This is a genomic window from Leekyejoonella antrihumi (genome assembly GCF_007845645.1).
Lineage (GTDB): Bacteria > Actinomycetota > Actinomycetes > Actinomycetales > Dermatophilaceae > Leekyejoonella > Leekyejoonella antrihumi.
This window is the reverse complement of the sequence record NZ_VCQV01000001.1, coordinates 193,395-217,399: the sequence shown is the minus strand read 5'-3', so window position 1 is coordinate 217,399 and position 24,005 is coordinate 193,395. Positions and strand designations below refer to the sequence as shown.

The 24,005-nt window shown below is 68.2% G+C and carries 27 protein-coding genes and 1 pseudogene; 20 read left to right on the top strand and 8 right to left on the bottom strand.

Going from position 1 to position 24,005, the window contains the following annotated elements; genetic code table 11:
• Nucleotides 1-37 precede the first annotated feature (37 nt).
• Nucleotides 38-826, bottom strand: a complete 789-nt coding sequence (locus tag FGL98_RS01030) for an exodeoxyribonuclease III (protein WP_146314790.1) — start codon at nt 824-826, stop codon at nt 38-40.
• Nucleotides 827-884: 58 nt separating this feature from the next.
• Here FGL98_RS01030 and FGL98_RS01025 point away from each other — a divergent pair, with 58 nt between their 5' ends.
• Together FGL98_RS01025 and pyrE are read left to right on the top strand one after the other, a co-directional pair.
• Nucleotides 885-1,655, top strand: coding sequence for an SDR family NAD(P)-dependent oxidoreductase (locus tag FGL98_RS01025; protein WP_146314789.1), 771 nt, complete (start codon nt 885-887; stop codon nt 1,653-1,655).
• A complete protein-coding gene (gene pyrE, locus FGL98_RS01020) occupies nt 1,652-2,215 on the top strand; it encodes an orotate phosphoribosyltransferase (protein WP_425460967.1) in 564 nt (187 codons plus the stop codon). Before FGL98_RS01025 ends, pyrE begins: the two co-directional genes overlap by 4 nt.
• A gap of 44 nt (nt 2,216-2,259) precedes the next feature.
• On the opposite strand, the gene FGL98_RS01015 is transcribed toward pyrE, so the two are convergent.
• The 3 genes from FGL98_RS01015 to FGL98_RS01005 form a co-directional block, all read right to left on the bottom strand.
• A complete protein-coding gene (locus tag FGL98_RS01015) occupies nt 2,260-2,649 on the bottom strand; it encodes a peptidoglycan-binding domain-containing protein (RefSeq protein WP_246136299.1) in 390 nt (129 codons plus the stop codon).
• A 332-nt stretch (nt 2,650-2,981) separates the two neighbouring features.
• Nucleotides 2,982-3,365: a peptidoglycan-binding domain-containing protein gene (locus FGL98_RS01010; RefSeq protein ID WP_146314786.1), complete on the bottom strand. Its 384-nt coding sequence runs from the start codon at nt 3,363-3,365 to the stop codon at nt 2,982-2,984.
• A gap of 96 nt (nt 3,366-3,461) precedes the next feature.
• Nucleotides 3,462-4,256, bottom strand: a complete 795-nt coding sequence (locus FGL98_RS01005; protein ID WP_146314785.1) for a helix-turn-helix transcriptional regulator — start codon at nt 4,254-4,256, stop codon at nt 3,462-3,464.
• 156 nt (nt 4,257-4,412) lie between these two features.
• Here FGL98_RS01005 and nirB point away from each other — a divergent pair, with 156 nt between their 5' ends.
• Genes nirB through FGL98_RS00990 form a run of 3 tightly spaced genes read left to right on the top strand, consistent with a single transcriptional unit; the run spans nt 4,413 to nt 8,927 of the window.
• Nucleotides 4,413-7,028, top strand: a complete 2,616-nt coding sequence (nirB, locus tag FGL98_RS01000) for a nitrite reductase large subunit NirB (RefSeq protein WP_146314784.1) — start codon at nt 4,413-4,415, stop codon at nt 7,026-7,028.
• Nucleotides 7,025-7,429 (top strand): nitrite reductase small subunit NirD, encoded by a 405-nt coding sequence (gene nirD / locus FGL98_RS00995; RefSeq protein ID WP_146314783.1) that lies wholly within the window; start codon nt 7,025-7,027, stop codon nt 7,427-7,429. The genes nirB and nirD overlap by 4 nt, the downstream gene beginning before the upstream one ends.
• On the top strand, nt 7,413-8,927 hold the full coding sequence (locus FGL98_RS00990; protein WP_186525897.1) for a uroporphyrinogen-III synthase: 1,515 nt from the start codon (nt 7,413-7,415) through the stop codon (nt 8,925-8,927). The genes nirD and FGL98_RS00990 overlap by 17 nt, the downstream gene beginning before the upstream one ends.
• On the opposite strand, the gene FGL98_RS00985 is transcribed toward FGL98_RS00990, so the two are convergent.
• Nucleotides 8,915-9,847 carry an LLM class F420-dependent oxidoreductase gene (locus FGL98_RS00985; RefSeq protein ID WP_146314781.1) on the bottom strand — a complete coding sequence of 311 codons (933 nt, stop codon included), beginning with the start codon at nt 9,845-9,847 and terminating at the stop codon, nt 8,915-8,917. The genes FGL98_RS00990 and FGL98_RS00985 overlap by 13 nt on opposite strands.
• A gap of 29 nt (nt 9,848-9,876) precedes the next feature.
• Here FGL98_RS00985 and macS point away from each other — a divergent pair, with 29 nt between their 5' ends.
• From macS to FGL98_RS00955, 6 genes are all read left to right on the top strand, one after another.
• A complete protein-coding gene (macS, locus tag FGL98_RS00980; protein WP_222431941.1) occupies nt 9,877-11,025 on the top strand; it encodes a MacS family sensor histidine kinase in 1,149 nt (382 codons plus the stop codon).
• On the top strand, nt 11,022-11,732 hold the full coding sequence (locus tag FGL98_RS00975) for an aminoglycoside adenylyltransferase domain-containing protein (RefSeq protein ID WP_146314780.1): 711 nt from the start codon (nt 11,022-11,024) through the stop codon (nt 11,730-11,732). Before macS ends, FGL98_RS00975 begins: the two co-directional genes overlap by 4 nt.
• A 68-nt stretch (nt 11,733-11,800) precedes the next feature.
• Nucleotides 11,801-12,457 carry a response regulator gene (locus FGL98_RS00970; protein ID WP_146314779.1) on the top strand — a complete coding sequence of 219 codons (657 nt, stop codon included), beginning with the start codon at nt 11,801-11,803 and terminating at the stop codon, nt 12,455-12,457.
• A gap of 122 nt (nt 12,458-12,579) precedes the next feature.
• Nucleotides 12,580-14,268 carry a DUF2339 domain-containing protein gene (locus FGL98_RS00965; protein ID WP_146314778.1) on the top strand — a complete coding sequence of 563 codons (1,689 nt, stop codon included), beginning with the start codon at nt 12,580-12,582 and terminating at the stop codon, nt 14,266-14,268.
• Between the two features lie 213 nt (nt 14,269-14,481).
• Nucleotides 14,482-15,210 (top strand): hypothetical protein, encoded by a 729-nt coding sequence (locus FGL98_RS00960; protein ID WP_146314777.1) that lies wholly within the window; start codon nt 14,482-14,484, stop codon nt 15,208-15,210.
• Nucleotides 15,211-15,300: 90 nt separating this feature from the next.
• Nucleotides 15,301-15,846, top strand: coding sequence for a signal peptidase I (locus tag FGL98_RS00955; protein WP_146314776.1), 546 nt, complete (start codon nt 15,301-15,303; stop codon nt 15,844-15,846).
• Between the two features lie 35 nt (nt 15,847-15,881).
• Here the strand turns inward: FGL98_RS00955 and FGL98_RS00950 are convergent, their stop codons facing one another.
• Both FGL98_RS00950 and FGL98_RS00945 read right to left on the bottom strand, forming a co-directional pair.
• On the bottom strand, nt 15,882-16,511 hold the full coding sequence (locus FGL98_RS00950) for a DedA family protein (protein WP_146314871.1): 630 nt from the start codon (nt 16,509-16,511) through the stop codon (nt 15,882-15,884).
• Nucleotides 16,512-16,580: 69 nt separating this feature from the next.
• Nucleotides 16,581-17,189, bottom strand: a complete 609-nt coding sequence (locus FGL98_RS00945) for a mycothiol transferase (protein ID WP_146314775.1) — start codon at nt 17,187-17,189, stop codon at nt 16,581-16,583.
• 83 nt (nt 17,190-17,272) lie between these two features.
• Between FGL98_RS00945 and FGL98_RS00940 the strand changes: the two genes are divergently transcribed.
• The gene (locus FGL98_RS00940; RefSeq protein ID WP_146314774.1) at nt 17,273-18,229 is read left to right on the top strand and encodes a helix-turn-helix transcriptional regulator; all 957 of its coding nucleotides are present in this window, start codon (nt 17,273-17,275) and stop codon (nt 18,227-18,229) included.
• Here the strand turns inward: FGL98_RS00940 and FGL98_RS00935 are convergent.
• Nucleotides 18,218-18,679 carry a hypothetical protein gene (locus FGL98_RS00935; protein WP_146314773.1) on the bottom strand — a complete coding sequence of 154 codons (462 nt, stop codon included), beginning with the start codon at nt 18,677-18,679 and terminating at the stop codon, nt 18,218-18,220. The genes FGL98_RS00940 and FGL98_RS00935 overlap by 12 nt on opposite strands.
• Nucleotides 18,680-18,961: 282 nt before the next feature.
• On the opposite strand from FGL98_RS00935, the gene FGL98_RS00930 reads away from it, so the two are divergent.
• From FGL98_RS00930 to FGL98_RS00895, 8 genes and pseudogenes are all read left to right on the top strand, one after another.
• Entirely contained in the window at nt 18,962-19,582 is a 621-nt protein-coding gene (locus FGL98_RS00930; protein ID WP_146314870.1) for a TrmH family RNA methyltransferase, read from the top strand.
• Between the two features lie 120 nt (nt 19,583-19,702).
• The gene (locus FGL98_RS00925; protein WP_146314772.1) at nt 19,703-20,062 is read left to right on the top strand and encodes a YciI family protein; all 360 of its coding nucleotides are present in this window, start codon (nt 19,703-19,705) and stop codon (nt 20,060-20,062) included.
• Nucleotides 20,063-20,067: 5 nt separating this feature from the next.
• A complete protein-coding gene (locus tag FGL98_RS00920; RefSeq protein WP_146314771.1) occupies nt 20,068-20,430 on the top strand; it encodes a YciI family protein in 363 nt (120 codons plus the stop codon).
• Nucleotides 20,427-20,672: pseudogene (locus FGL98_RS26985) on the top strand (YciI family protein); the annotation flags it as partial. The gene FGL98_RS00920 and the pseudogene FGL98_RS26985, both read left to right, overlap by 4 nt.
• 148 nt (nt 20,673-20,820) lie before the next feature.
• Entirely contained in the window at nt 20,821-22,089 is a 1,269-nt protein-coding gene (locus FGL98_RS00910) for an RNA polymerase sigma factor (protein ID WP_146314770.1), read from the top strand.
• A complete protein-coding gene (locus FGL98_RS00905) occupies nt 22,076-22,453 on the top strand; it encodes a VOC family protein (RefSeq protein ID WP_146314769.1) in 378 nt (125 codons plus the stop codon). The genes FGL98_RS00910 and FGL98_RS00905 overlap by 14 nt, the downstream gene beginning before the upstream one ends.
• 94 nt (nt 22,454-22,547) lie before the next feature.
• Nucleotides 22,548-23,570 carry a class II fructose-bisphosphate aldolase gene (gene fbaA, locus FGL98_RS00900; protein ID WP_146314768.1) on the top strand — a complete coding sequence of 341 codons (1,023 nt, stop codon included), beginning with the start codon at nt 22,548-22,550 and terminating at the stop codon, nt 23,568-23,570.
• A complete protein-coding gene (locus tag FGL98_RS00895; RefSeq protein WP_146314767.1) occupies nt 23,570-23,980 on the top strand; it encodes a DUF3151 domain-containing protein in 411 nt (136 codons plus the stop codon). The genes fbaA and FGL98_RS00895 overlap by 1 nt, the downstream gene beginning before the upstream one ends.
• Nucleotides 23,981-24,005: the final 25 nt, after the last annotated feature.

The following is a 24,005-nucleotide window of genomic DNA, read 5'->3' as shown; positions in this document are numbered from 1 at the left end:
GTACCGTCCGGCTCCCGGTAGCAGTTTCGCTGACGATTCAGTCGAGGGTGACCACCAGCGGTGCATGGTCGGAGGCGCCCTTGCCCTTGCGCTCCTCGCGGTCGATCATCGCGTCGGTGACCCGAGCGGCCAGCGCGGGCGAGGCGAGTGCGAAGTCGATGCGCATGCCCTGCTTCTTGGGGAAGCGCAGCTGCTGGTAGTCCCAGTAGGTGTAGACCTTCGGCCCGGGGGCGTAGGGGCGCACGACGTCGGCGTAGCCGGCATCGATCATGGCTTGAAAGGCGGCCCGCTCGGGCGCGGTGACGTGGGTTTTGCCCTCGAAGAACGCCATGTCCCATACGTCGTCGTCCTGCGGCGCGACGTTCCAGTCGCCGGCCATGACCACCTGCGCCTGCGCATCCTGCTCGAGCCAGCCGGCAGCGTTGTCACGCAGCCGGGCCAGCCAGTCGAGCTTGTAGTGGTAGTGCGCGTGGTCGACTTCGCGCCCGTTGGGCACGTAGAGCGACCACACCTGCACCCCGCCGCAGCTCGCGCCCAGGGCACGGGCCTCCGCGACGGGCGGCTCGCCATACTCCGGCATCTGCGGGAAGCCCCGCTGCACGTCCTTGAGTCCGACCCGCGAGATGATGGCGACGCCGTTCCACTGGTTCAGGCCGTGCGTGGCGACCTCGTAGCCGAGCTCCACCAAGGGCATCGTCGGGAACTGGTCGTCGCGGCACTTGGTCTCCTGCAGCAGCAGGACATCCAGCCCACGGCGCTCCAGCAGGGCGGCCACCCGGTCGATCCGGGCGCGGACAGAGTTCACATTCCAGGTCGCGATACGCACAGGTGCACACTACGGGGCCGCGCCGACAACCCGGGAGGCTCGCCTACACTCAGGCGCCATGGCCACCGCACTCGTGACCGGCGCCAGCGCCGGCATCGGCAAGACCTTCTGTGAGCAGCTCGCCCAACGCGGGGAAGACCTAGTCGTCGTCGCGCGCAACGTGGAGCGGCTGGAGGCGCTGAAGACCGACCTGGAGTCCCGATTCGGCGTGACGGTAGAGGTGCTGGTGGCGGACCTCTCCGAGCGAGACCAGGTGCAGGTCGTTGCAGACCGCCTCGCCGACGCCGACCGGCCGGTCGACCTGCTGGTCAACAACGCCGGATACGGCTTGAAACGCCCGTTCCTGCGCAACCCGGTCGAGGACGAGGAGACGATGCTCACCGTCCTGGTGCGTACCGTCATGGTGCTGTCGCACGCGGCCGCGCTCGCGATGCGGGAGCGCGGACACGGTGCGATCGTCAACGTATCCTCGGTGGCCGGATTCATGGCATCGGGCACCTACTCCGCGGCGAAGTCATGGGTGACGGTGTTCTCCGAAGGCCTGGCCGGCGACCTCAAGGGGACCGGCGTGACGGTGACGGCGCTGTGCCCGGGGTTCACCCGCACCGAGTTCCACGAGCGGGCGAGCATCAGGCACGACGGCATGCCCGGATTCATGTGGCTCGATGCCGACCACCTGGTGCGGGACTGCCTCGCGGACGTCGAGAAGGGCAAGGTCATCTCCGTGCCCGGGCGGCAGTACAAGCTGATTTCCACCGCGCTACGGTCGGTGCCGCGCCCGCTCGTCCGCCAGGGCAAGCTGGCCAAGACCCATCGACCACAGAAATGACGGACATGACCAGTGCTGCCCTCGACCGCGACCAGTTGCTTGCGCTGATCAAGGACCACGCCATCGTGCATGGCCGGGTCACTCTGTCCTCCGGCAAGGAGGCCGACTACTACGTCGATCTGAGACGGGTCACCCTGTCCGGGCAGGCGGGACCATTGGTCGGCCGGGTGATGCGCGAGCTCACCAAGGACCTGGCGTATGCCGCGGTCGGTGGCCTCACGATGGGCGCCGACCCAGTCGCCACCTCGATGCTGCACGCCGCCGCCGCTGCCGGTGAGCAGCTGGATGCCTTCGTCGTGCGCAAGGCCGGAAAGGCGCATGGGCTGCAGCAGCGGATCGAAGGCCCGGCAATCAAGGGTCGCGACGTCGTGGTGGTCGAAGACACCTCGACGACCGGCGGTTCGGCCCTCGAGGCCGTGCAGGCGGCGCGCGAGGAGGGTGCTCGGGTCGTCGCGGTGGCCGTCATCGCCGACCGCGACACCGGCGCCCGGGAGCGAGTCGAGGCCGAAGGCGTGCCCTATCTCTCGGCATACTCCCTGGCGGACCTCGGCCTCGTCTGACACCCCGCTACCAGGCGCGGGGTGTCAGACCAGCCTCGAGGCCGTCAGTAACCGAGATAGCGCCAGGTGTTCGGCCCGACGATGCCGTCCGCGTACAGTCCGACCGCGCGCTGGAACCGCACGACCGCGGTGTAGGTGTTCTTCCCGAAGATGCCGTCGACGCCGGTGTACCCGATCGAGTACCCGTACGCCAACAGCCTGCACTGGACCTGTTTGACGGCACTTCCGTAGGTCACGTAGTGATAGCCGACCCGCGGGTATGTGCTGGTGAAGTAGCAGACACCGTTGCCCCAGGCGGGCTTGATGGTGGCCGACGTGACGGCGGCTTGACTGGTGGTCGCTGCATGGGCGCCTGGGGCAACGGCGACCGCGCCCCCTCCCATCGTGGCTAGGGCGGCGGCGCACACCGCGGCTCGCTTGGCGATCATCTTCATCTGAAGCTCCCTGACTGAATCGTCGAACATGTGCGTAAGCCATCCAACGCGATCGCGCGCGGCATCAGCACATTCGTGCCGGAACCGGCCATCCGCTCAGCAGCCCGCCGGCCTGTCGCTACCGGCCACCCCCGACCTCACAGCGCGACTGGACGATGAAGTGCCCGGGTTGCAACGGCGCATCGAGGTCGATCGCATTCCGTACCTGGCGACGTACTCCCTGGGAGACCGGCCTGGCCCGACACCCCGCCACCAGGCGGGGTGTCGGGCCAGGCTCGAGGCGGGGTGTCAGGCCAGGCTCGAGGCGGGGTGTCAGGCCAGGCTCGAGGCCGTCACCAACCCAGGGCGCGCCACGTGTTCGCGCCGACGATACCGTCCGCATACAGACCGTTCGCGTGCTGGAACCGCACGACCGCGGTGTAGGTGTTCGTCCCGAAGATGCCGTCGATGCCGGTGTACCCGATCGAGTAGCCGAAGAGCTTCAGTTTGCACTGGACTTCCTTGACCGCATTTCCGCTGGTCACGTAGTGATAGCCCACCCATGGCCACGACTGGGTATATCCGCACGGATTGTCCCCTACTGGATGGTTAGCCGGGGCGATGGCGACGTGTGTGGCCGGGGCGGCATTGGCGCCCGGCGCGATAGCGAGCGCACCGCCCGCCATCGTCGCGAGTGCGGCCGCGCACACCGCGGCCTGCTTGCCGATCATTTTCATCTGGAGCTCCTTGACTGAAGTGTCGAACACGTGCGTAACCGATCGAACGCAATCGAGCGCTACATCACCACATTCGTGCCGGAACCGGCCATCCGCTCAGCAGCCCGCGAGCCAGGTGCTATAGGCCACCCCCAGCTCGAAGCGCGACTGGACGTTGAACATCGCATACAGCCCGGAGACCTCGCGGCGAACGAGTCGATCGCTCAGGCCAAGTTTCGAGCCGGTTGCCGTGTCCGTCTCGCCCGAGGCCAGCAGCCGCAGGATGCGCAGCTGGCGCACCGTTGGTGCAATACGGGGGTCGCGCCAGGTGGGCTGCACCGGTCGCCCCATGCTGGTGGCGGTCTCGCAGTACCGAATGCACGCCCCCACGAAGCGTCGCTGCGTGGAGATCACCAGACCGCTTCGGCCATCGCTTCGTGACACCAGAGCGATGCGGCCGTCCGCGACGTCCACTCTGAGCGCAGCGGAGGGGAAGACCACGAAGGTGTCACGCTCGGTGTTGGTCGGGTCCCGGAGCAGGGCGGACCCGATGCGGGGTGCGACCAGATGGTTGGCCACGCCACGCTCGATGGCTGCTCGGCCGATGCGGTCCGACGTTGCCGACGGCCCGAGCGCCGGTCGCGATCTCGTTCCTCGAAAGGTCCGGTAGGTCACCTGGGCGACCCTGGTCATCACCTCACACGCCGAGGCGTACCCGACCGCGTGCAGGTCCACGCCGGGTGCGTCGGCGACTGTCGGCTCCCAGACCCACGGCTCGAAGTCGACCGACCCCGGCGTGTATGCCGCGTCGTCGGCCAACAGGCGTCGGGTGGCGTCCACCAGGGTGGAGGTGATCGAGTCGATCGGGTTCTGCGAACGTATCCACTCATCCGAAAGCGGTCGTGACTGCATTATCCGTGCGTCCTCCCCAGTTGCAACTGTCGACCGCCCGATTGTGCCATCCGACGAGTTCTGCTGGGTGAGCACAGTGTTTCATTCCCGAAACATGAGGCGTCCGCACTCGAAACATTGCCTCCGTACGTTCGGCAACGACGAAGGGAGATCCAGATGCCGGTGCAGCGGGTGGATCCCACGCGAATTGTCGTGGTGGGAGCCGGAATGGTGGCGCAGCGGCTGGTCGAGGCGCTGCACCAGCGGGAGCAGGACCGTCGCCTCCAGGTCACGGTGATCGGCGACGAGCCACGACACCCATATGACCGGGTGGCCTTGACCAGCTATTTCACCGGGCGCGACCCAGAGCAGCTTCGGCTCGGTGACGCCGGCTTATGGGACGAGCCGACAGTGCTGCTGCGCAAAGGTGTTCGGGTTGTGCAAGTTGACAGAGAGGCGCAGGAGGTCGAGCTGGGCAACGGCGAGCGGGTCGCCTACGACCAGCTCGTGCTGGCCACCGGATCGGTGGCAGCAGTGCCTCCCGTGCGTGGCGCCGATCTGCGCGGCTGCTTCGTCTACCGGACCATCGACGATGTCGCGGACCTTCGGGGATACGTCGAGCAGCTGCGCACCAGGCGGGCGGCGATCCGCGGCGTGGTGGTCGGTGGCGGCCTGCTCGGGCTCGAGGCGGCCGGCGCCCTCCGGGCCCTCGACGTGGAAAGCACGGTGGTCGAGTTCGCCCCGCGACTGATGCCGATGCAGGTCGACGAGGGCGGCGGCGAGCAGCTGCGCCGGCTGGTCGAAGAGCTCGGAGTGCGGGTGCGAACGGGAACGGCCACGGAGGAGGTTCGCGGAGCACGCGAAGGTCGGGTCACCGGAATGCGATTCGCCGACGGCGAGGGCATCGATGCCGACGTGGTGATCTTCGCGACCGGAGTTCGGCCACGGGACGAGCTCGCTCGGGCGGCGGGCCTGGCGATCGGCGAGCGCGGCGGTGTGGTTGTCGACTCCTCGTGCCGGACCGAGGACCCCAGCATCCACGCGATCGGGGAGGTCGCCTGCATAGACGGCGTCGTCTGGGGGCTCGTTGCGCCCGGGTATGCGATGGCCGAGGTGGTCGCCGACCGTCTGCTCGGCGGCTCGGCGACCTTCCCGGGGGCGGACTCCTCGACGAAGCTCAAGCTGCTCGAGGTGGACGTCGCATCCTTCGGGGACGCCCACGCCACCGAGCCCGGCTGCCTCGAGGTCGTGTATGCGGACCCGGTCGCCGGGACCTACCAGAAGCTGGTCGTCTCCGACGATGCTCGGGTTCTGCGCGGCGGGGTCCTCGTAGGTGACACGGCCGGCTATCCGAGTCTGCGGGCGATGCTCGGGCGCCGCCTCGACGAGGACCCTTCCGCATACATCGCTCCGCAGGGGCGCGGTGGTGCGAAGTCACTTGACCTCGCCGACGATGCGCCGGTCTGTTCGTGCAACAACGTGACCGCAGGCACGATCCGAGCGGCAGTGTCGGACGGCGGATGTCAGTCGCTGGGGGACGTCAAGCGCCGCACCAGAGCAGGAACCAGTTGCGGATCCTGTCTTCCACTGGTCAAGAAGCTCGTTGAGACCGAGCAGCAGAAGGCCGGGGTCACCGTCAGCAAGGAGCTGTGTGAGCACTTCCGCATGAGCCGAGCACAGCTGTTCGACGCGGTCCGGGTCACCGGGACGACGACGTTCAGCGAGATCATCTCCAGGCACGGCCGCGGCCGCGGGTGCGACCTGTGCAAGCCGGTCGTGGCGTCCATCCTGGCCAGTCTGGGCAACGGGCACATCCTGGACGGTGAGCAGGGCGCGCTGCAGGACACCAACGACCACATGCTGGCGAACCTGCAGAAGGACGGGACGTATTCGGTCGTGCCGCGTATCCCGGGAGGAGAGATCACCCCCGAGGGGCTGATTGCCATAGGCGAGATCGCCCGGGACTTCGACCTCTATACGAAGATCACCGGTGGTCAGCGAATCGACCTATTGGGTGCGACGATCGATCAGCTACCGCTCATCTGGCGTCGCCTCGTCGATGCGGGATTCGAGTCCGGCCATGCCTACGGCAAGTCGCTGCGCACGGTGAAGTCCTGCGTCGGCGCAGCATGGTGTCGGTATGGCGTGCAGGACTCCACCGGCCTCGCGATCCGCCTGGAGCTGCGCTACCGGGGGCTGCGGTCCCCGCACAAGCTGAAGCTTGGCGTCTCCGGCTGCGCCCGGGAGTGTGCGGAGGCGCGGAGCAAGGACGTCGGTCTGATTGCCACAGAGGATGGCTGGAACGTCTACGTCGGTGGCAACGGCGGCTTCACCCCGAGGCATGCGCAGCTGTTCGCGGAGAGCCTCAGCGAGGAAGAGGTCGTTCGCACGATCGACCGGTTCTTCATGTACTACATCCGCACCGCCGACCGCTTGCAGCGCACCGCCGCGTGGCTGGACGACGTGGAGGGAGGGCTCGACCACGTCAAGGACGTGGTGCTGCGCGACTCTCTCGGCCTTGCCGCCGACCTGGACGCAGCGATGGAACGGCACGTGGCGGACTACGGCGACGAGTGGAGCGAGGTGCTCGCGGACCCCGAGCGGCTCTCCCGTTTCACGACATTCGTCAACGACGGATCCGCCACCGACCACAGCCAGGTGTATGTCGTGGAGCGGGGCCAGCGGCGCCCGGCATCCGCGCATGAACGGGTGGGCACTCACGCCGCCGAGCTCTTCGACGCCGCGCGTCGCCCGGTGCTCGTTGCGGGTCCAGAGCTGCAGGTGCGGTCGTGAAGGGCACCGACGGGTGGGTGACGGTGTGCCTCCTTGAGCAGTTGCCGGTGGAGCGCGCCGTCGTTGCCCTCGTCGGAGACATCCAGGTCGCCGTCGTCCGGCTCACCGGAGACGAGGTGCGGGCCGTCGGGCACTACGACCCGGTGAGCCGGTCGCATGTGATGGCGCGCGGAATCGTCGGCAGTCGTGAGGTCGGTGGTCGGCAGCTGCCGACGCTGACCTCTCCACTGCTGAAGCAGGTCTACGACCTGGACAGCGGGGCGTGCCTCGACGACTACGACCTGACCCTGGGATGCTGGGCGGTGCGGGTTCGTGACGGCAGCGTGGAAATCCAACCTCACGCCGCGCCCGATGTGCCGACAGGCAGCGGCGAGAGGAGATCGGATGGCGGAGCTGGGTGACTTGAGCGGTCGCCGCATCGTGCTGACCGCTCAGCGGAGTGCGACCGAGATGGCTGCGGCACTGGAGCGGCGCGGCGCGCGGGTCGTGCACGCGCAGACGATGTCGATGATCTCGCACGCCGACGACGCGGACCTGGCGGAACGCACGGATCAGCTGATCGCCCGCCCGCCGGATGTGCTCGTGGCAACCACGGGAATAGGCCTGCGCGGCTGGTTCGAGGCCGCCGATGCCAGGGGTGCCGGAACCGCGCTGTATGAGGCGCTGTCAGGGGCATACGTGATCGCCCGCGGTGCGAAGGCCCAGGGGGCTCTGCAGGCACGCGGCATCACACCGGACTGGGTGGCCCCTTCGGAGACGATGGACGAGATTCGCACCCGGCTGCTCTCGGAAGGTGTCGAGGGCAAGTGGGTGGCGGTCCAGCACCACGGCATCAGATCGGACGACTTCGACGCAGCCCTCCGCGACGGTGGTGCGCAGGTGTGCGCGGTGACCGTCTACCGATCCGGGCCTGCACCGGATCCTGAGGCGGTGCGCTCCGCTGCTCATCTCGTGGCCCGGCGGGAGTGCGACGCCGTGCTCTTCACCGCTGCTCCCGGCGTGGTCGCCTTCCTCGACGTATGCCGTGCGGAAGGCGTCCTGGCGGAGGTGACCGCCGCGTTCACCGCACCGGATGGCGTGCTGGCGGCCGCGGTGGGCGACACCGCTGCTGCGCCGCTGCGCGCCGGTGGGATTGCCCCACTGGTGCCGAAGAGATTTCGCAGTGGTGCCCTGATCCGCGCCGTCGTCGAGGAGCTCAGCGAGCATCGCCGTCCACGCTCCAAGGCGGCTCCCGTGCTGGTGGTGTGCGCGCACGGCACCGCCGACGCGGACGGCCGCCGGACGGTCCTCGACATCGCAGCGGCCGTGCGGCGGGCCCGCCCGGGCCTGCAGGTCGAGGTGGCCTACGTCGACGTCCAGGATCCTGCCGTTGCGCCGCTCGTGGACCGGCTGGTCGGCGAGGGCAACCCAGTCGTCGTGGTGCCGTTGCTGCTGAGCACGGGGTACCACACACAGGTCGACGTCGCGCGGGCCGTGGAGTCCCGCGTGCGCGCCACCGCGGCACGACCACTCGGACCCGCGCCCGAGCTCGCGGAGGTGCTGCGGGATCGGCTGCTGGAGTCCGGTGCGGGCCGGCGGACGCCTGTTGTGCTGGCCGCCGCCGGCTCCAGCCGCACCGAGGCGGCCGACGACGTCGACGCCCAGGCGGAGCACCTGCGAGAGCTCTGGGATGGCGAGGTGCGCGTCGGCTATCTGGCTGGTGAACCGTCGGTGGCCGACGTTGTCAAGGCGCACCCGGGTGCCGCCGTCGCGACCTACCTGATCGGCCGAGGGTTCTTCCAGACCCGGCTCGAGCGGGTCGACGCGACACCTATCGCCGAGCCGCTCGGCGCGCACCCGCGCCTGATCGACCTGGTGCTCAGGCGGTTCGACGAGGTGACCGTGACTCAGCCCAGCTGAGGCAGCACCTCCGAGGCGACGAGCTCGAGGTGGTCGAGGTCGCTGAGGTCGAGCAGCTGCAGGTAGGCGCGTGACGCACCGATGTCGGCGAACCGGCCCAGCTGCTCGACGACTTCGGCCGGTGATCCGGCAAAACCCCCGGAGCGCAGGTCATCGACGTCTCGGCCGATCGCGTCCGCGCGTCGCCGCAGGTCGGCCTCGGTGGACCCGACGCACAGCACCTGGGCGGTGGAGAAGGTCATCGAGTCGGCGGCCCGGCCAAGGACGCGCATAGCCGCTCGGGTGCGCTCGAACGCTGCCTCCGAGTCGCCGACCGAGGTGAATCCCGCGTTGAACTCGCTCGCATACCGCGCCGCGAGTGCGGGTGTGCGACGTTTGCCGTGACCGCCGATGATCAACGGAATGCCTTCTGGTTGCAGCGGCTTCGGTAGTGCCGGCGAGTCCTGCACGCGCACGTGAGCCCCGGCATACGAGAACGTCGCACCGACCGGGGTCGACCAGAGTCCGGTGATCACGGCAAGGTGTTCCTCGAAGCGATCGAAGCGTTCCTTCACCGACGGGAAGTCCAGGCCGTATGCCGTGTGCTCCTGCTCGTACCAACCCGCGCCGTATCCGAGCTCGATGCGACCGCCGCTCATCTGGTCGACCTGTGCCACGGAGATCGCCAGCGGACCCGGATTGCGGAACGTCGCCGAGGTCACCAGGGTCCCGAGCCGAAGGTGGGCCGTCTCGCGGGCCAGGCCGGCCAGGGTCACCCACGCGTCCGTCGGACCCGGCAGACCGGACACGTCCCCCATCTTGAGGTAGTGGTCCGATCGGAAGAATCCGTCGAACCCCGCTGCCTGCGTCGCCTGCGCGACGCGGAGCAGCTCGTCATAGGTCGCGCCTTGCTGGGGTTCGGTGAAGATACGCAGGTCCACAACGGCCATCGTGCCCTACGGTCGATGACGTGACCACTGCGACCATCGAGCACGACACCTCGGGGCGGCTGCCGATCTGGCGTGCCGCCCAGGTGTTTCGGCTGGCCACCGTGGTTTACGCGGTCGCCGTGCAGATCATGTCCGACGGCCACTACGACCGGCCGGCGCTCAGCTGGATGTTCATTGCGCTGCTGATGATCTGGTCCGGGGTCGCGGGCAGCCTGCTCGCCTTCGGTTATCGCAGTCGCGTCAAGATCGTCGTCGCCGAGCAGGTGATCACGATGGTGCTGATGTGGAGCACCAGGCTATGTGTTCCACCGGACTTCTACCACGCCCACCAGACGCTTCCCACCACGATCTGGGTGGCGAACGCCGTCGCGTCGGCGGCCCTGCTGTGGGGCCCGTGGGTCGGGATGACCAGCGGGTTGGTGATGGGTCTGGGATCGATGGTGGTCAGGGGCGGTCTGACCCATATTGCAGACGTTCCGACGGTGCCGGTGCTGATGACGGTCGGGCTCGCGGTCGGCGCGGTGTCGACGACCGTGCGGCACGCTCGTGATCAGATCGACGCAGCGGTCCGCATGCAGGCCGCAACCGCCGAGCGAGAGCGGTTGGCTCGGGAGGTCCATGACGGGGTGCTGCAGGTGCTGGCTTTCGTGCAGCGTCGCGGCAACGAGATCGGCGGTGAGACGGCCGAGCTCGCTCGCCTTGCAGGAGAGCAGGAGCGCGAGCTGCGGACGCTGGTGAGTCGACAGGCGGTGACGCCGCGTCGAGGGGACGGCGCTCAGGTCGACCTGCAGCAACAGTTGCGCGCACGCATACCCAGCGAGGTCGAGCTCTCTGCGCCCGGCGATCCGGTGCTTCTGCCCGGTGCGAGCGTCGACGAGCTCACGTCGGTGGTGCTCACGGTGCTCGACAATGCGGCGCGGCACGCCGGGCCGGGTGCCAGGGTGTTCATCCTGATCGAGGATCTCGGCGGCGAGGTGGTGCTGACGGTCAGGGATGACGGGATCGGCATACCCGAGGGTCGGCTTGCCGAGGCGGAGGCCGAGGGGCGCATGGGTGTCTCCGAGTCGATCCGCGGCCGAGTGGAGACGCTGGGCGGCACCGCCGCTCTGCGCACCGGGCCGGGGGAGGGCACCGAGTGGGAGCTGCAGATCCCGCGTGGCATGCCATGACTCGCCTGAGCGAGGAGTCGGCTGGTCTTGGGCGGGCGCTGCGCCAGGCACTCGGCCCCGGGACAGTCGGCGTGTATCTGCACGGTTCGGCGGCGCTCGGGGGCTGGCTCGCCGGGACGAGCGACCTCGACGTCCTGGTGGTGACCGAGTCCAAGGCCTGTGACGGCCAACGCGTGCTCGCGGCCTGTCACAGCGTGCACTCGCCCGTCGAGCTCTCGGTGGTCACGATGGATGCGGCGGCCCGGCCTGCCGCTCCGTGGCCGTTCCTCCTGCACGCCACGACCGGTCCGGACAAGCTGATGGTTGATGATGGTGGTGGTGATCCCGACCTACTCATGCACATTGCGGTGACTCGCGCGCACGGCCGCTCGTTGCTCGGCCCGGGCCCGGCGGAGGTGTTCGGGGTGGTTTCGGACTGTGACATTTCCGGCTACCTGCGTTCGGAGCTGCAGTGGGGCGTTGACCACGGGTGCGAGGCGCATGCCGTGCTGAACGCGTGCCGTGCCCTGTGTTGGTCTCGCACCGGCTGGCTGGTGTCCAAGATCGACGGCGGGACGTGGGCTGTTGCACGTGTGCCGGACCACGCCGGGCTGATCGAGCGGGCGCTGGCAGACCAGCGGATCGGCCGTCGGTGCATCGGGGCGCGGGTGGGTGCGGCTGAGCTGGTCGCCGCGGTGTCCGCGGAGCTGGCGGCCTCGGCACGGTGAGCAGTGACGCGGGCGGCGCCGCCACTGCATACGCTGGTCGCAGGATCCGGGCTGTGCAGGAGGATGAGATGGCAACGAGTGAGACCACCACGGTGATGGTGGTGGATGACCACCCGATGTGGCGAGACGGTGTCAGCCGCGACCTCGAGGCCGCCGGTTTCGAGGTCGTAGCGACTGCGGGCGACGTTGCAAGTGCGAGGAATCGGGCAGGTGCTACCTTGCCGAAGGTGGTGCTCATGGACATGCAGCTGCCGGATGGCAACGGCGCGGATGCAACGGCCGCCGTGCTGGCCGCATCCCCGGGCTCGAACGTGCTGGTCCTGTCGGCCTCGTCGGAGCGCGACGACGTGCTGGAGGCCGTAAAGGCCGGTGCCTGTGGCTATCTCGTCAAGAGCGCCTCGGCGGCCGAGCTGATTCAGGCGGTCAGCGCCACGGCGCAGGGACAAACGGTGTTCACGCCGGGTCTCGCGGGCCTGGTGCTCGGGGAATACCGCCGGATGTCGTCGGCGCCCGCGAACAGCACGACGGTGATCCCGCGGCTGACCGAGCGTGAGACGGAGGTGCTGCGACTGGTGGCAAAGGGGCTGAGCGCCAAGCAGATTGCGCGTCGGCTCGATGTGAGCCACCGCACCGTGGAGAACCACGTGCAGGCCACGTTCCGCAAGCTCGCGCTGACCAACCGCGTCGAGCTCACCCGATACGCCATCGAGCAGGGCCTCGACTGAACCGCCCACAACTCGCGGGGTATGAGGGGCGGGTGGTTCCCGGTCGTAGAGGTCGGAAACCCTCAGGCCCGCTGAGTATCGCCACTCATGTCGCCGGTGCCTCCGTCTCCGAGGCTGTAGGCATGTCTAACAACCAGCTGCCAGACCGGCCCACGCAGCCGAGCTTCGACCCGTATGCGGTGCCGGGCCAGAACGCCCCCTCGTCCTGGGCGCCGAGTCGCCCGGGCAACGGCCCGATCCCACCGCAGGGGCCGCCCCTAGGCACGCCGCTGCCACCACCGATGGTGCCGTGCTGGCAGCGCGATGGAATGGTCAGCCGGGTGCTCGTCGTCGCCGGCGTCGCGGTCACGTTGATCGGAGTCGTCATGCTGCTCGTGCTCGCGGCTCGCGCCGGACTGCTCGGTCCGCAGGTGCGCGTTGCAGGAGGTGCCGCACTGTGTGCTGCGCTGGTCGCGGCCGGCTGGCGGGCGTTCGACCGCACCGGTGGTCGCGTCGGCGGGATCGCGCTCGCCGGCACCGGTATCGCCGGGTTCTTCATGGTCGCGGTGGCGATGACCAGCATCTACCACTGGCTGCCGTCGTCGGCCGGACTGGCATTGGCCGGAGTCGTCGCGGCCGGCTCGGTCGCACTCGCCATGCGGTGGAACTCGCAGATGCTGGCGGTGCTCGTCACGGCATCGGTCGCGGCGCTGTCGCCGGTGCTCACCTCCGGCCTCACCGTGACGCTGATCGGTTTCCTGCTCCTGCTGCAGGCCGCCGGCGTGGTGCCCGAGAGCCTCCGCACCTGGCCGGTCCTGTGTGCCGTCCGCACGGTGCCGGTGGTGCTCGCGATCCTGCTCACCCGTGTCGACCCCCACCATTTCTCGTTCCGCCTCACCCTGACGGCGGCCGTGGCGGTCGCCCTGATCGGCATGGTGTCAGGTCTGCTGGCAAGTCATCGTGCGCTCGAGGAGCTCACTGGCGCGATGTACCTCACCGCGTTCGTGCCCGTGTTTGCCATAGTGCCTGCAACAGATCGGCCGGCCGGTGTGCTGCTCGCGTCCGTGCTTGCCGGAGGCACCGTGATCGGTGCCATCGTCACTCGCCCGCTTGGCCCCGTGACGAGTGGGATGACGGCGATCATCGCGGCGGTACTGGTGTTCGAGGCGGCCTTCGCAGTCACCACGGGCGGTTGGCTGCCGGTGATCCTCCTTGCTCTTGCCATGACGGTGGGAGTTGCTGTGCACCAGTCTCATTCGCTGGTCGCAACCTGGGCGGCATTCAGTTTCTTTGCCGTCGGCGTGTGCTACTTCGGATACCTCGTGCAGCCAGCGTCGCTGACCGTTGCAGATCAGGCAGTCAAGCAGCTGAGCATCGCCTCCGCAGTGGCCGGTCTGCTGGTCGTAGTGGGTGCCGGACTTTATGCGGTGACGTTCAATCGGGTCGTGCCGAGCCTGCCGTCCGGGGTCCTGATCGGTCTGGCCGGGCTGGTCGGTGGCTATGGCCTGACCGCGGCGATCATCGCGGCTGGTGCGACCGCCGGTGGTGACGAGGGCTTCCGGGCCGGCCACTTCCTCGTCACCATGACCTGGATGTCGATCGCCATGACCATGCTGGCCCTCGGCCTCAAGCATCGGCAGCACGCCAAGGCTGCGCTGAGCACGGGCCTGGCCGTCGTGGCGATCTCGCTCGCCAAGCTGTTCGTCTTCGACCTGGCCACCCTGAGCGGGATGAGCCGGGCCGGCGCCTTCATCGTCGTCGGGCTGCTGTTGCTCTTCGCGGGCTCGCGTTACGCACAGGCCACGGCGTCGCGGCAGCACGGACATGCCTGAACGACAGAGTTCGGGCCTCTCGGGTGGCAGGCGGCCCACGCCTGCCACCCTTACCACGTCGGCGGCCTCTCGCGGTGGCTTTTGTGAAAGTTGTCTTGCAACAAACATTGCCCGATTGGCTTCAGTCGGACGGTGCTTCGGCCCTACGTTGTCGATTGCCCAGCGACATCAAGGCCGCCGGAGAAGCAGTATTTCAGCACGAGGAGACATGAGATGAACAGAGGAAAGAGTTTCCGCCTGGCCGGATTTGTCGGCGCGGTGGGACTGTCCGCGGTGCTGGTCGCGGCGGCGTCGTCGGGCACCGGTGCGTACTTCACGGACAGCTCAAGTAACACCATCCACGGCACCTCCGGAAGCCTGGCACTCTCGTCCGCCGCACCAAGCATCAACTTCGCCGGGCTGAACCCCGGCGTCGACCAGTCCCAAGTGGTCCCCTTCGGCGTGAAGGCGTCCTCGACGACCAATGCCGACATCTGGATGGTGTTCGATCCGACCACCGCGGGATACGGCGAGTTCACCGGGAGCAACGGTGTGTCGTACGGGGGCTACACCGGTGGCGGCTTGGGTGGGTACGGGCACTTCGAGGTGGCCGGGCCAGCGGGTACGTTCAACTCGTACAACCTGCAATTGCCCACCGCGGCGGCTGTCTCGGGTGGCTACAACTCATCCGGGGCGCACAACACCTGCACCGTGAACGCGAACGGTCTCGGCGGTAGCAGCGTCCAGCACACTGTCGGCGCAGGCAACGACATCGCCGAGTGTGGGGTGCCGGAGGCCATTCTGCTCGCGAGCAACATGGCGCCGGGGGCGACCTCCAGCGCCACCGTGACCTTCGGTCTGACCGGCAAGCAGACCCAGCAGAACCAGGCCAACGACCCGAACGTCGGTTACAAGATCGTCGCGACCCAGCCCGGTATCTCCCCGATCGGGTCCAGCTGGTGATCAATGGCGCGATCGACTGATCGCGCGGCACAGCAGTAGTAGACCGCGGGTTGGTGGGCGGGCTCGTTCCGCTCCACCAACCCGCCCGACGTGAGGAAAGTACCCGTGCTCACCCGCCGCCGCATTGCCTGGAGCATCGCCGTGATCCTGTTCGCGGCGGCGCTCGCCGTCGGGTTCGGCGCCTGGAAGGGCGGGTATCGCGCCTACATCATCCACACCGGATCCATGAGACAGACGCTTGTGCCCGGCGATCTGGTCATCGACCGGCCGGTCGACGACGGTGGCTACCACACCGGTGACATCATCACCTTCCGGCACTCCGCCGGGCCGGATCTGGTGACGCACCGGATCCGGACGGTCACCGCCCAGGGCATCCACACCAAGGGCGACGCCAACCCGACCGCCGACGTGTGGACCATCGCCCCGAGCATGGTGCGCGGAGTCGTGCAGTTCAAGGTGCCATACCTGGGGTATGCTGCGGTGTTCTTCAAGCAGCGCACCGGTGTCGCGGCGGCGGTGACGATCACGATCGGCCTCGTGCTGGCGTGGGGGCTGTTCTTCCCGCCGACCGATCCGGACCCGCGGCCCACCGAGACCGAGCAGGACGTCGACGAGCACAACGATGTGCTGGTCTGAGTTCCTCGGAACGCGAGGGGCCGGGCGCGGAGTGCTCAGACCGTGGTGCGCGCCCGGCGGTGCTTGCGGTACTCGAAGTACATCGGGATCAGCGACAGGATGACGATGACGAGGATCGCGTAGTCGATGTTCTTGCCGAGCGAGGGGAACGCCTTGCCGAGGATGTGCCCGGCGATCGTGACGATCAGCACCCACAGGACGGCGCCCACGGCACTCCAGGTGAAGAATCGGCGGCGCTCCATCTTGCCGGCGCCGGCGACCAGCGTGATGAAGGTCCGCACGATCGGCACGAACCGGCCCAGGACGAGCGCACGGTTGCCGTACTTGTCGAAGAACGTGTGGGTCTGCTCGAAATACCGGCGTTTGAGAATGCGCCCGTCGCGCCGGGAGAGCGGTCCGCCGACGGCCCTGCCCAGCTCGTAACCACACACGTTGCCGAGGAACGCGGCGATCATCAGCAGGGGCAGCGCCACCCACAGGGACATGTGGATCTTGTCCGTCGCGATGAACAGCCCGATGGCGAACAGCAGCGAGTCTCCGGGCAGGAACGGGAAGAGCAGCCCGCACTCGATGAAGACGAAGACCATCGAGATCACGAAGAAGGTCCCACCGAACTGGGCGAGCAGATAGTTGGGGTCCATGAAACCTGGACCGAGCGTGTGCATCACGCGGCCAGGCTACGCGAGTGCACCTGAGGACCATCTGAGCCGGATGCGGGCGGCGGCTCTGGCGTGTCAGGCTCGCGCCGTCGCCTCCGCACCGGGCGGCCAGGGCTTGATCCATCCGTCGGCCGGCCAGCTCTCGACGGCGGCCGTCAGTCGGGCGGCGTTGGCACCGTCCAAGGACTCGCGGATGATGTCGCCGTGGCCGGCGTGACGGGCCAGCTCCTCGATCCAGTGCAGCAGGTCCCAGCGGACCGGCCAGGAGCCGACGCCCTGGGGCCACCAGGGTGCGTTGGCCGGCACCGGCACGCGGGCGTCCAGGTCGAGCGTCGGCAGCACCGTCCGCACCCGCTCGGTGACTGCGTCCAGCTCGGCCAGCAGTGCCGCGATCGGCTCATGTGGGTCGAACTGGTCGACGTAGGCGGCGGTGGCCTCCGCCATCGACAGACCCGGGTCCGGCAGCGGCTGCGGTGCGGCCTGCACCCGGTCGAGTGCGTCGCCGATGCAGCGGGCACTGTGCTTGACGATGCCGGCGAGGGACAGTGTGCTCGCGGTGGTGGTGCGCCGCAGGTCGTCGTCGGACAGGCCGAACGTCGCGTTCCGGATCGCATCCAGCTGATGTGTGACGTAGCCCGTGAGAAGGGTGCGCTCGTCGTCGTGAAGTGGTGCGTGTAGTGGCATGTCAGGTCCTTTCGTGGGTGACAGTCACACGATGGCGATAAAATAGGACAGTTTCGGTCCTCAGCATGCGGGAGACTGTCGCCATGGCTGAGACGACCGCTCGACTACTTCGGCTGCTCGGGCTGCTGCAGGCTCGCAGTGTCTGGACCGGCGACGAGCTCGCGCAGCGGCTCGGAGTCACCCAGCGCAGCGTGCGCCGGGACGTCGACCGGCTACGTGAGCTGGGGTATCCGGTGCAGGCCAGCCGGGGGATCGGCGGCGGTTATCAGCTCGGTGCCGGACGTGCATTGCCGCCGTTGCTGCTCGACCAGGACGAGGCCGTTGCTGTCGCAGTGTGCCTGCGGCTCGCGGCCGGCGGGACCGTAGCCGGCGTGGGCGAGGCGGCGGTTCGCACGATGGCCAAGCTGGACCAGGTGCTTCCGGCGGCCCTGCGCGCACAGGTCGCGGCGGTCCAGGAGGCCACCGTGACCATCGACTACCGCCCGTCACCCGTCGATCCCGCGCATCTGCTGGAGCTGGCCTCAGCCATCCGTCGCTCGGTTCAGGCTCGTTTCGAGTATGTCGCCGCGGATGGCGCCGAGACGTCGCGCAGGTTGGAGCCCTACCGCCTGGTCGCCACAGGCCGCCGGTGGTATCTCTTCGGGTTCGACCTGGACCGCGACGACTGGCGGATCTTCCGGCTGGACCGGATGAGCGAGGTGCGGGCCGGCACCTTCCGGTTCACCGTGCGTGAGGCACCCGGCGCGGAGACCTACCTGCGACGCTCGCGACACGGCGAATGGCGTTACACCGCCCGACTGCGCGTGCACGCATCGGCCGAGGAGACCGCCACGCACGTCGGCAGCTGGGCGACCGTCGAGGAATTTGACGCCTCGACCTGCCTGGTCACGCTCGGCGGGGACGACATCGACCGAATGGCCTGGTGGTTGGCTCGCCTTGCGCTCGACTTCGAGGTGGTCGATCCGACCGAGCTCCGCGACGCGTTCCACCGATTGGCGGACCGCGCCGCGGACCTGGCCGGGCGTGGCTCAGCCCTGTGAGGCCAGGCTCTGGTCTGTCAGCTCCTTGATGTTGAGGCCGTGCTGGTTGCCCGACTTAAGGATGCCGGACAGCGCGCTCTCCGTCGACGTGAGCGAGGTCAGCGAGCCAGAGGTGATGTCCTTCTTCAACCCGTCGAGAGCCTTGGCGGCACTGTCGATCGGCGTGTAGAGCGTCTTGCACAACGTCGGGTTCGCCTGCACATTCTTCTTGGCGTTGTCCATCAGCTTGAGGTCCAGCGCCGCGGCGGCGACACCCTTGATGACGGCCTTGATGCGGCCATGGGCGCCGTGCTTGAAGGTGCCGGCCTTGTAGGGCTTCCAGATCCAGTGATGGAAGGTGCCGACCGCGAGGCCGACATCGGTGGCGAACCGGGTCTTGGCGAAGGACCGAGTGTTCGACGTCGGGCAGTTTGCGGCAGCGTTCGCGGCCGAGCTGGATGGCGTAGCCATGGCACTGCCCGTGGTCGTGGTTGCCGCGGAACCGCTCGCGCCGGCACTGGCAGACGATCCTGCAGACGTGCCGCTCTGGCAGCCGGCGACCAGTCCCACACTGAGGAGGGCAGGTACGACAGCAACTTTCGTCATTCGCATCTTGGTGTTTCCCTTTGGTCGAGTCGACGTGCACCGGTGCGCACACCTCGTGGCGGATGGACAGTAGGGCGTACTGCTGAGTACATCCTGACAGCCGCCACATAGAAACATGCCATTGCGACCTGTCAGAGTTGGCCTGTGATGAACGAGGTAGGCGTGGGTCCCTGGGATGGGCCCTGGCCGATGCTGCCGGACGGCGACCCGGACCGCAGGTATGACGAGCAGCTCCTCCGCGAGGGCGACCGCCGCAACGTGGTCGACCACTATCGGTACTGGACGCAGGAGGCGATCATTGCCGACTTGGACCGGTCGCGGCACGAGTTTCATGTCGCCGTCGAGAACTGGGGTCACGACTTCAACATCGGCTCGGTGATCCGCACGGCGAACGCCTTCAACGCGGGCGCCTTCCACATCGTGGGGCGTCGGAGGTGGAATCGCCGGGGTGCGATGGTGACCGATCGTTATCAGCACGAGCACCACCATCCGACGGTGGCCGACCTGGTGACCTGGGCACACGGCATACCGCTGATCGGCATCGACAACCTGCCCGGCTCCGTGCCGCTGGAGACCTTTGACCTGCCCCGATCCTGCATTCTGGTCTTCGGTCAGGAGGGCCCAGGGTTGAGCGAGGAGATGCGGGCGGCATGCCAGGTCGTGCTGCACATCGGGCAGTTCGGCTCGACGCGGTCCATCAACGCCGGCGCCGCCGCGGCCATCGCCATGCACGTGTGGCTGCTTCGTCACGTGCACGGCCGGCACTGATCGAGCCGGACACCACCGGCCGATCCGGCGTCGACCGCGAACTTTTCGCGGCGATGTGTCGATTCGACGCCCGCTCATCCGTCATGGTGGTGTCAGAGGTCATCGAGCAAGGGAATTCTCATGGAGACCAAGCGATATCTGGTGCTGCTTCCGGCGCCGGAAGCGGAATGGGCCAAGCTGCCGCCGGAGGTGCACGAAGCGGGGATGCGGGCACACGCCCGGTTCAATCGGGAGCTCGCCCAGGGTGGACACAAGGTGGTGGCCGCCGGCCCGCTCACGCCATCGGCGCAGGCCGTGTCAATGCGACCGGACGGGTCGGGCGGCACGCTGGTCGTCGACGGTCCCTTCACCGAGTCGGTGGAGCAGATCGTCGGGTTCTACCTCATTGAGACGACGGACCGGGCCGGGCTGGACGCGTGCTGCCGACAGCTTGCCAGCACCGGAGACCTCATCGAGCTGCGCGAGATGGCGGGGGAGTGATCGAGATGAGCGAATACATGGTCATCATCGTCGGTGACGCCGACCGGTGGTGGACGCGGATGAGCGCGGAGGAGCGCAGGCAGGGGTATGCCGAGTACGGCCGGTTCTCGCAGACACTCACGGAGCGCGGGCACAAGATCGTCGGCGGCGCCGAGCTGCATCAGACCGCAACTGCGAAGCACATCGCACCCGGCGGGACCACGGTGACCGACGGACCGTTCGCCGAGGGCGCCGAGCAGGTCGGGGGCTTCTTTCTCGTCGAGTCGGACGACCTCGACAGCCTGCTCGACTGCTGCACGATCCTCACCGCGATCGGCGAAGGCATCGAGGTCCGCCCCACCGTCGGCCCGGATGAGCGTGCGTCGTGAAGAAGTATCTGATCCTCATCGCGTATGAGCCGGGCGGGTGGGACGACGCATCACCGCAGGTGCAGGAGCGCACCCATCGCGAGCACCTCACGTTTCATCGGGAGGTGGGTGCGAACCTCCTCGCGGGCGAAGCGCTGTCGGATCAGGAGTCGGCGACGACCGTGCGGCGTGACGGTGATCGCACCATGCTGTCCGACGGCCCGTTCGCGGAGACCGCAGAGATGATCGGCGGGTTCTATCTGGTGCGGGCCGCACGACCTGGACCAGGTCGTGCGCTGGTGCGAGCTGCTGCCGGCGTCCTACACGCTGGAGATTCGGCCCTGTGTGCAGATCGACGGATTCGACTGATCGTCGGTGCGATCTGGACGACAAGAGCGCACGCACGATGCGATGGCGCGGGTCTGGCGCGACGAATGGGGCCGCCTCCTGGCTCTGCTCGTCGCCCAGACCCGGCGGCTCGACCTCGCGGAGGACGCGCTGGCCGAGGCCTTCGAACAGGCGACGCATCGATGGCCGGCCGACGGTGTGCCGGAGGCACCCGCAGGCTGGCTCCTCACGACGGCGCGACGACGCGTGATCGACCGCTTGCGGGCGGAGGCCATGCATGCGCGCAAGGAACCGCTGATCGCGATGGACGAACGGCACCGGCTGGCCGACAATGAGTCTCCAGGGGCTCCAGGCGACGAGGTGCTGCGGCTGGTCCTGCTTGCAGCGCATCCCGCGCTGTCGCCGGAGGCAGGTGCCGCACTGACGCTGCGGCTGGTGCTCGGCGTGAGCACCGCCGACATCGCCCGCCTGTTCCTGGTGAGCGAGCCGACCATGGCGGCGCGGCTGACCCGCGCGCGAAAGAAGGTGGTCGCCGCCGGAATCCCGTTGGCGATCCCTGACCCCGATGTGCTGTCGGAGAGGCTGGACACCGTCGCCCAGGTGGCGTACCTGGCCTTCACCGCTGGCTATGCGCCGGGCAGCGGCCCGGAGGTGCTGCGCGTCGACCTGGCGGGTGAGGCCATCCGACTGGTCCGGCTGGTGAGTGCTCAGACCACCCAGGCGGCGGAGAGCCCCAGCCTCATGGCGCTGCTCGCCCTGATGCTGCTGCAGCACTCACGCCGCGACGCGCGGGTTGACCCGGGAGGATCGCTGGTCCTGCTGCCCAACCAGGACCGCACGGTGTGGCGGCAGGGCGAGATCGCCGAGGGCCTGGACCTGTTGCGGCGACTCACCGCCGGTGCCGATCGAGTCGCCGTCACGAGCCTGATTGCGGCGTCTTACGTGCTGCAGGCACTCATCGCCGCCGAGCACGCGCGCGCCCGGACGGCAGGTGAGACGGACTGGGTGGCGATCGCGGACCTCTACCGGCAGCTCGACGAGCTCACCGGCTCGCCGGTCGTGCGTCTCAACCGCGCGGTCGCGGTGGCCGAGGCCGGTGACGTCCCGGCTGCGCTGGCGCTGACGGACGGCGTCGAGAGGGAACTGCCGCACTCGCATCGTGCGGCAGCGGTGCGTGCCGACCTGCTCGCCCGGCAGGGGCGAGTCGCGGAGTCGGCCACGGCCTACGACCGGGCCATCGAGCTGTGCGGCAACGACGCAGAGCGCGCGGTGCTGCAACGGGCCAAGCGGAAGCACACACGGGATACGGGGCGAAGCAATGGGATTCCATGAGGCACAGGTGAACCTGTATGTCGAGCAGGTGTCGACATCGCGAGCGTTCTATACGCGGTTCGGGTTCGTCGAGTCGTTTCGCACGCCCAGAGAAGGCGAGCCCGAGCACCTGGAGATGAGGCTGGGCGGGTTGATCCTGGGCCTGACCAGTCGGGCGGCGGTGCGGGAGAACGACGGGCCGACACTCGGCGCACACCAGCGCGTCGCGGAGGTCGTGGTGTGGTGCGACGATGTCGACCGGCTGACCGATGAGGCGGTGACCGACGGCATCCGCCTGGCCAGCGACACGCGAAGCCATCGTGGGCGTCGGATCGCGTGGCTGCTGGACCCGGACGACAACCCCGTCAAGCTCGTCCAGGAGTGATCGCGTCGGCGGCGGTGTGTGACGGATCGGGCGGCACGCGTGCGGTCGGACGTGGCAAACTTCCCTCAAGCCGTCATCAACCAAGGAGTCACCCATGCCCATTGCGACCCCTGAGGTCTACGCCGACATGCTCGACCGGGCCAAGGCGTCCGGGTTTGCGTATCCCGCGATCAACGTCTCGAGCAGCCAGACGCTCAATGCGGCGATCCGCGGGTTCGCGGAGGCCGGCAGCGACGGGATCATCCAGGTCTCGACCGGAGGTGCGGACTACTTCTCCGGTGTCAAGAACATGGTCACCGGTTCCCTGGCGATGGCCGCCTTCGCGCACGAGGTGGCCAAGAAGTACGACGTGAACATCGCGCTGCACACGGACCACTGCCCGAAGGACAAGCTGGACGGGTTCGTCCGACCGCTGCTCGCGGAGTCGCAGAAGCGTGTCGATGAAGGCGAGCTGCCCTACTTTCAGTCACACATGTGGGACGGTTCCGCAGTGCCGCTGCACGAGAACCTGACCCTCGCCAAGGAGCTGCTGCAGAAGGCAGCCAAGGCGCACATCATCCTGGAGATCGAGGTCGGGGTGGTCGGCGGTGAAGAGGACGGCGTCGAGGGCAACATCGACGACAAGCTCTACTCCAGCCCGCAGGACGCGATCGACACGATCAAGGCGCTCGGGGACGGCGCCGAAGGTCGCTATCTGACCGCGCTCACGTTCGGCAACGTGCACGGCGTCTACAAGCCGGGCAACGTCAAGCTGCGTCCGGAGATCCTGCAGAAGGCCCAGCAGGCCGCGGCCGGCGAGCTCGGTCTCGGCGCCGATGCGCGGCCATTCGACCTGGTCTTCCACGGTGGATCGGGATCGACCGCCGACGAGATCAAGGAGGCCGTCTCCTACGGCGTCGTGAAGATGAACGTCGACACCGACACGCAGTATGCGTTCACCCGTCCGATTGCCGACTGGATGCTTGCCAACTATGACGGGGTGCTGAAGGTCGACGGCGAGGTCGGCAACAAGAAGAAGTACGACCCGCGCGCGTGGGGCAAGGCCGCGCAGGACGGCATGTCGGCCCGCGTCGTCGAGGCGTGCGAAAACCTCGGTTCCGCTGGGACGCACAAGTAATGGCGGCCGGGGACAACCTGCTGGGAATCCCGCCGACGGAGCTGCCGATGGACCCGGCGGCCGGGCCACTGACCGAGGGAGTCGACCCGCGAGATGTCGCGCGCTCCTACCCGGCGTCGTCGCTCGTGTGGGCGACGCTCGCCGAGGATGCGCTGGCGGACGGTGACGCGGTCGAGGGCTATGCCTTCGCCCGCACCGGCTACCACCGTGGCCTGGACTCGCTGCGACGCTCCGGCTGGCGCGGCCAGGGGCCGGTGCCGTGGGAGCACGAGCCGAACCGTGGCTTCCTACGGGCCCTCGGAGCGCTGGCGAAGGCTGCCGGCGAGATCGGCGAGAGCGACGAGCACAAGCGGTGCAGCGACCTGCTGCGGGACTCCTCACTCACGGCCGCCCGCCAACTGGGTCTCTGAGCGGCAGACCTTACCGGAGACGGGC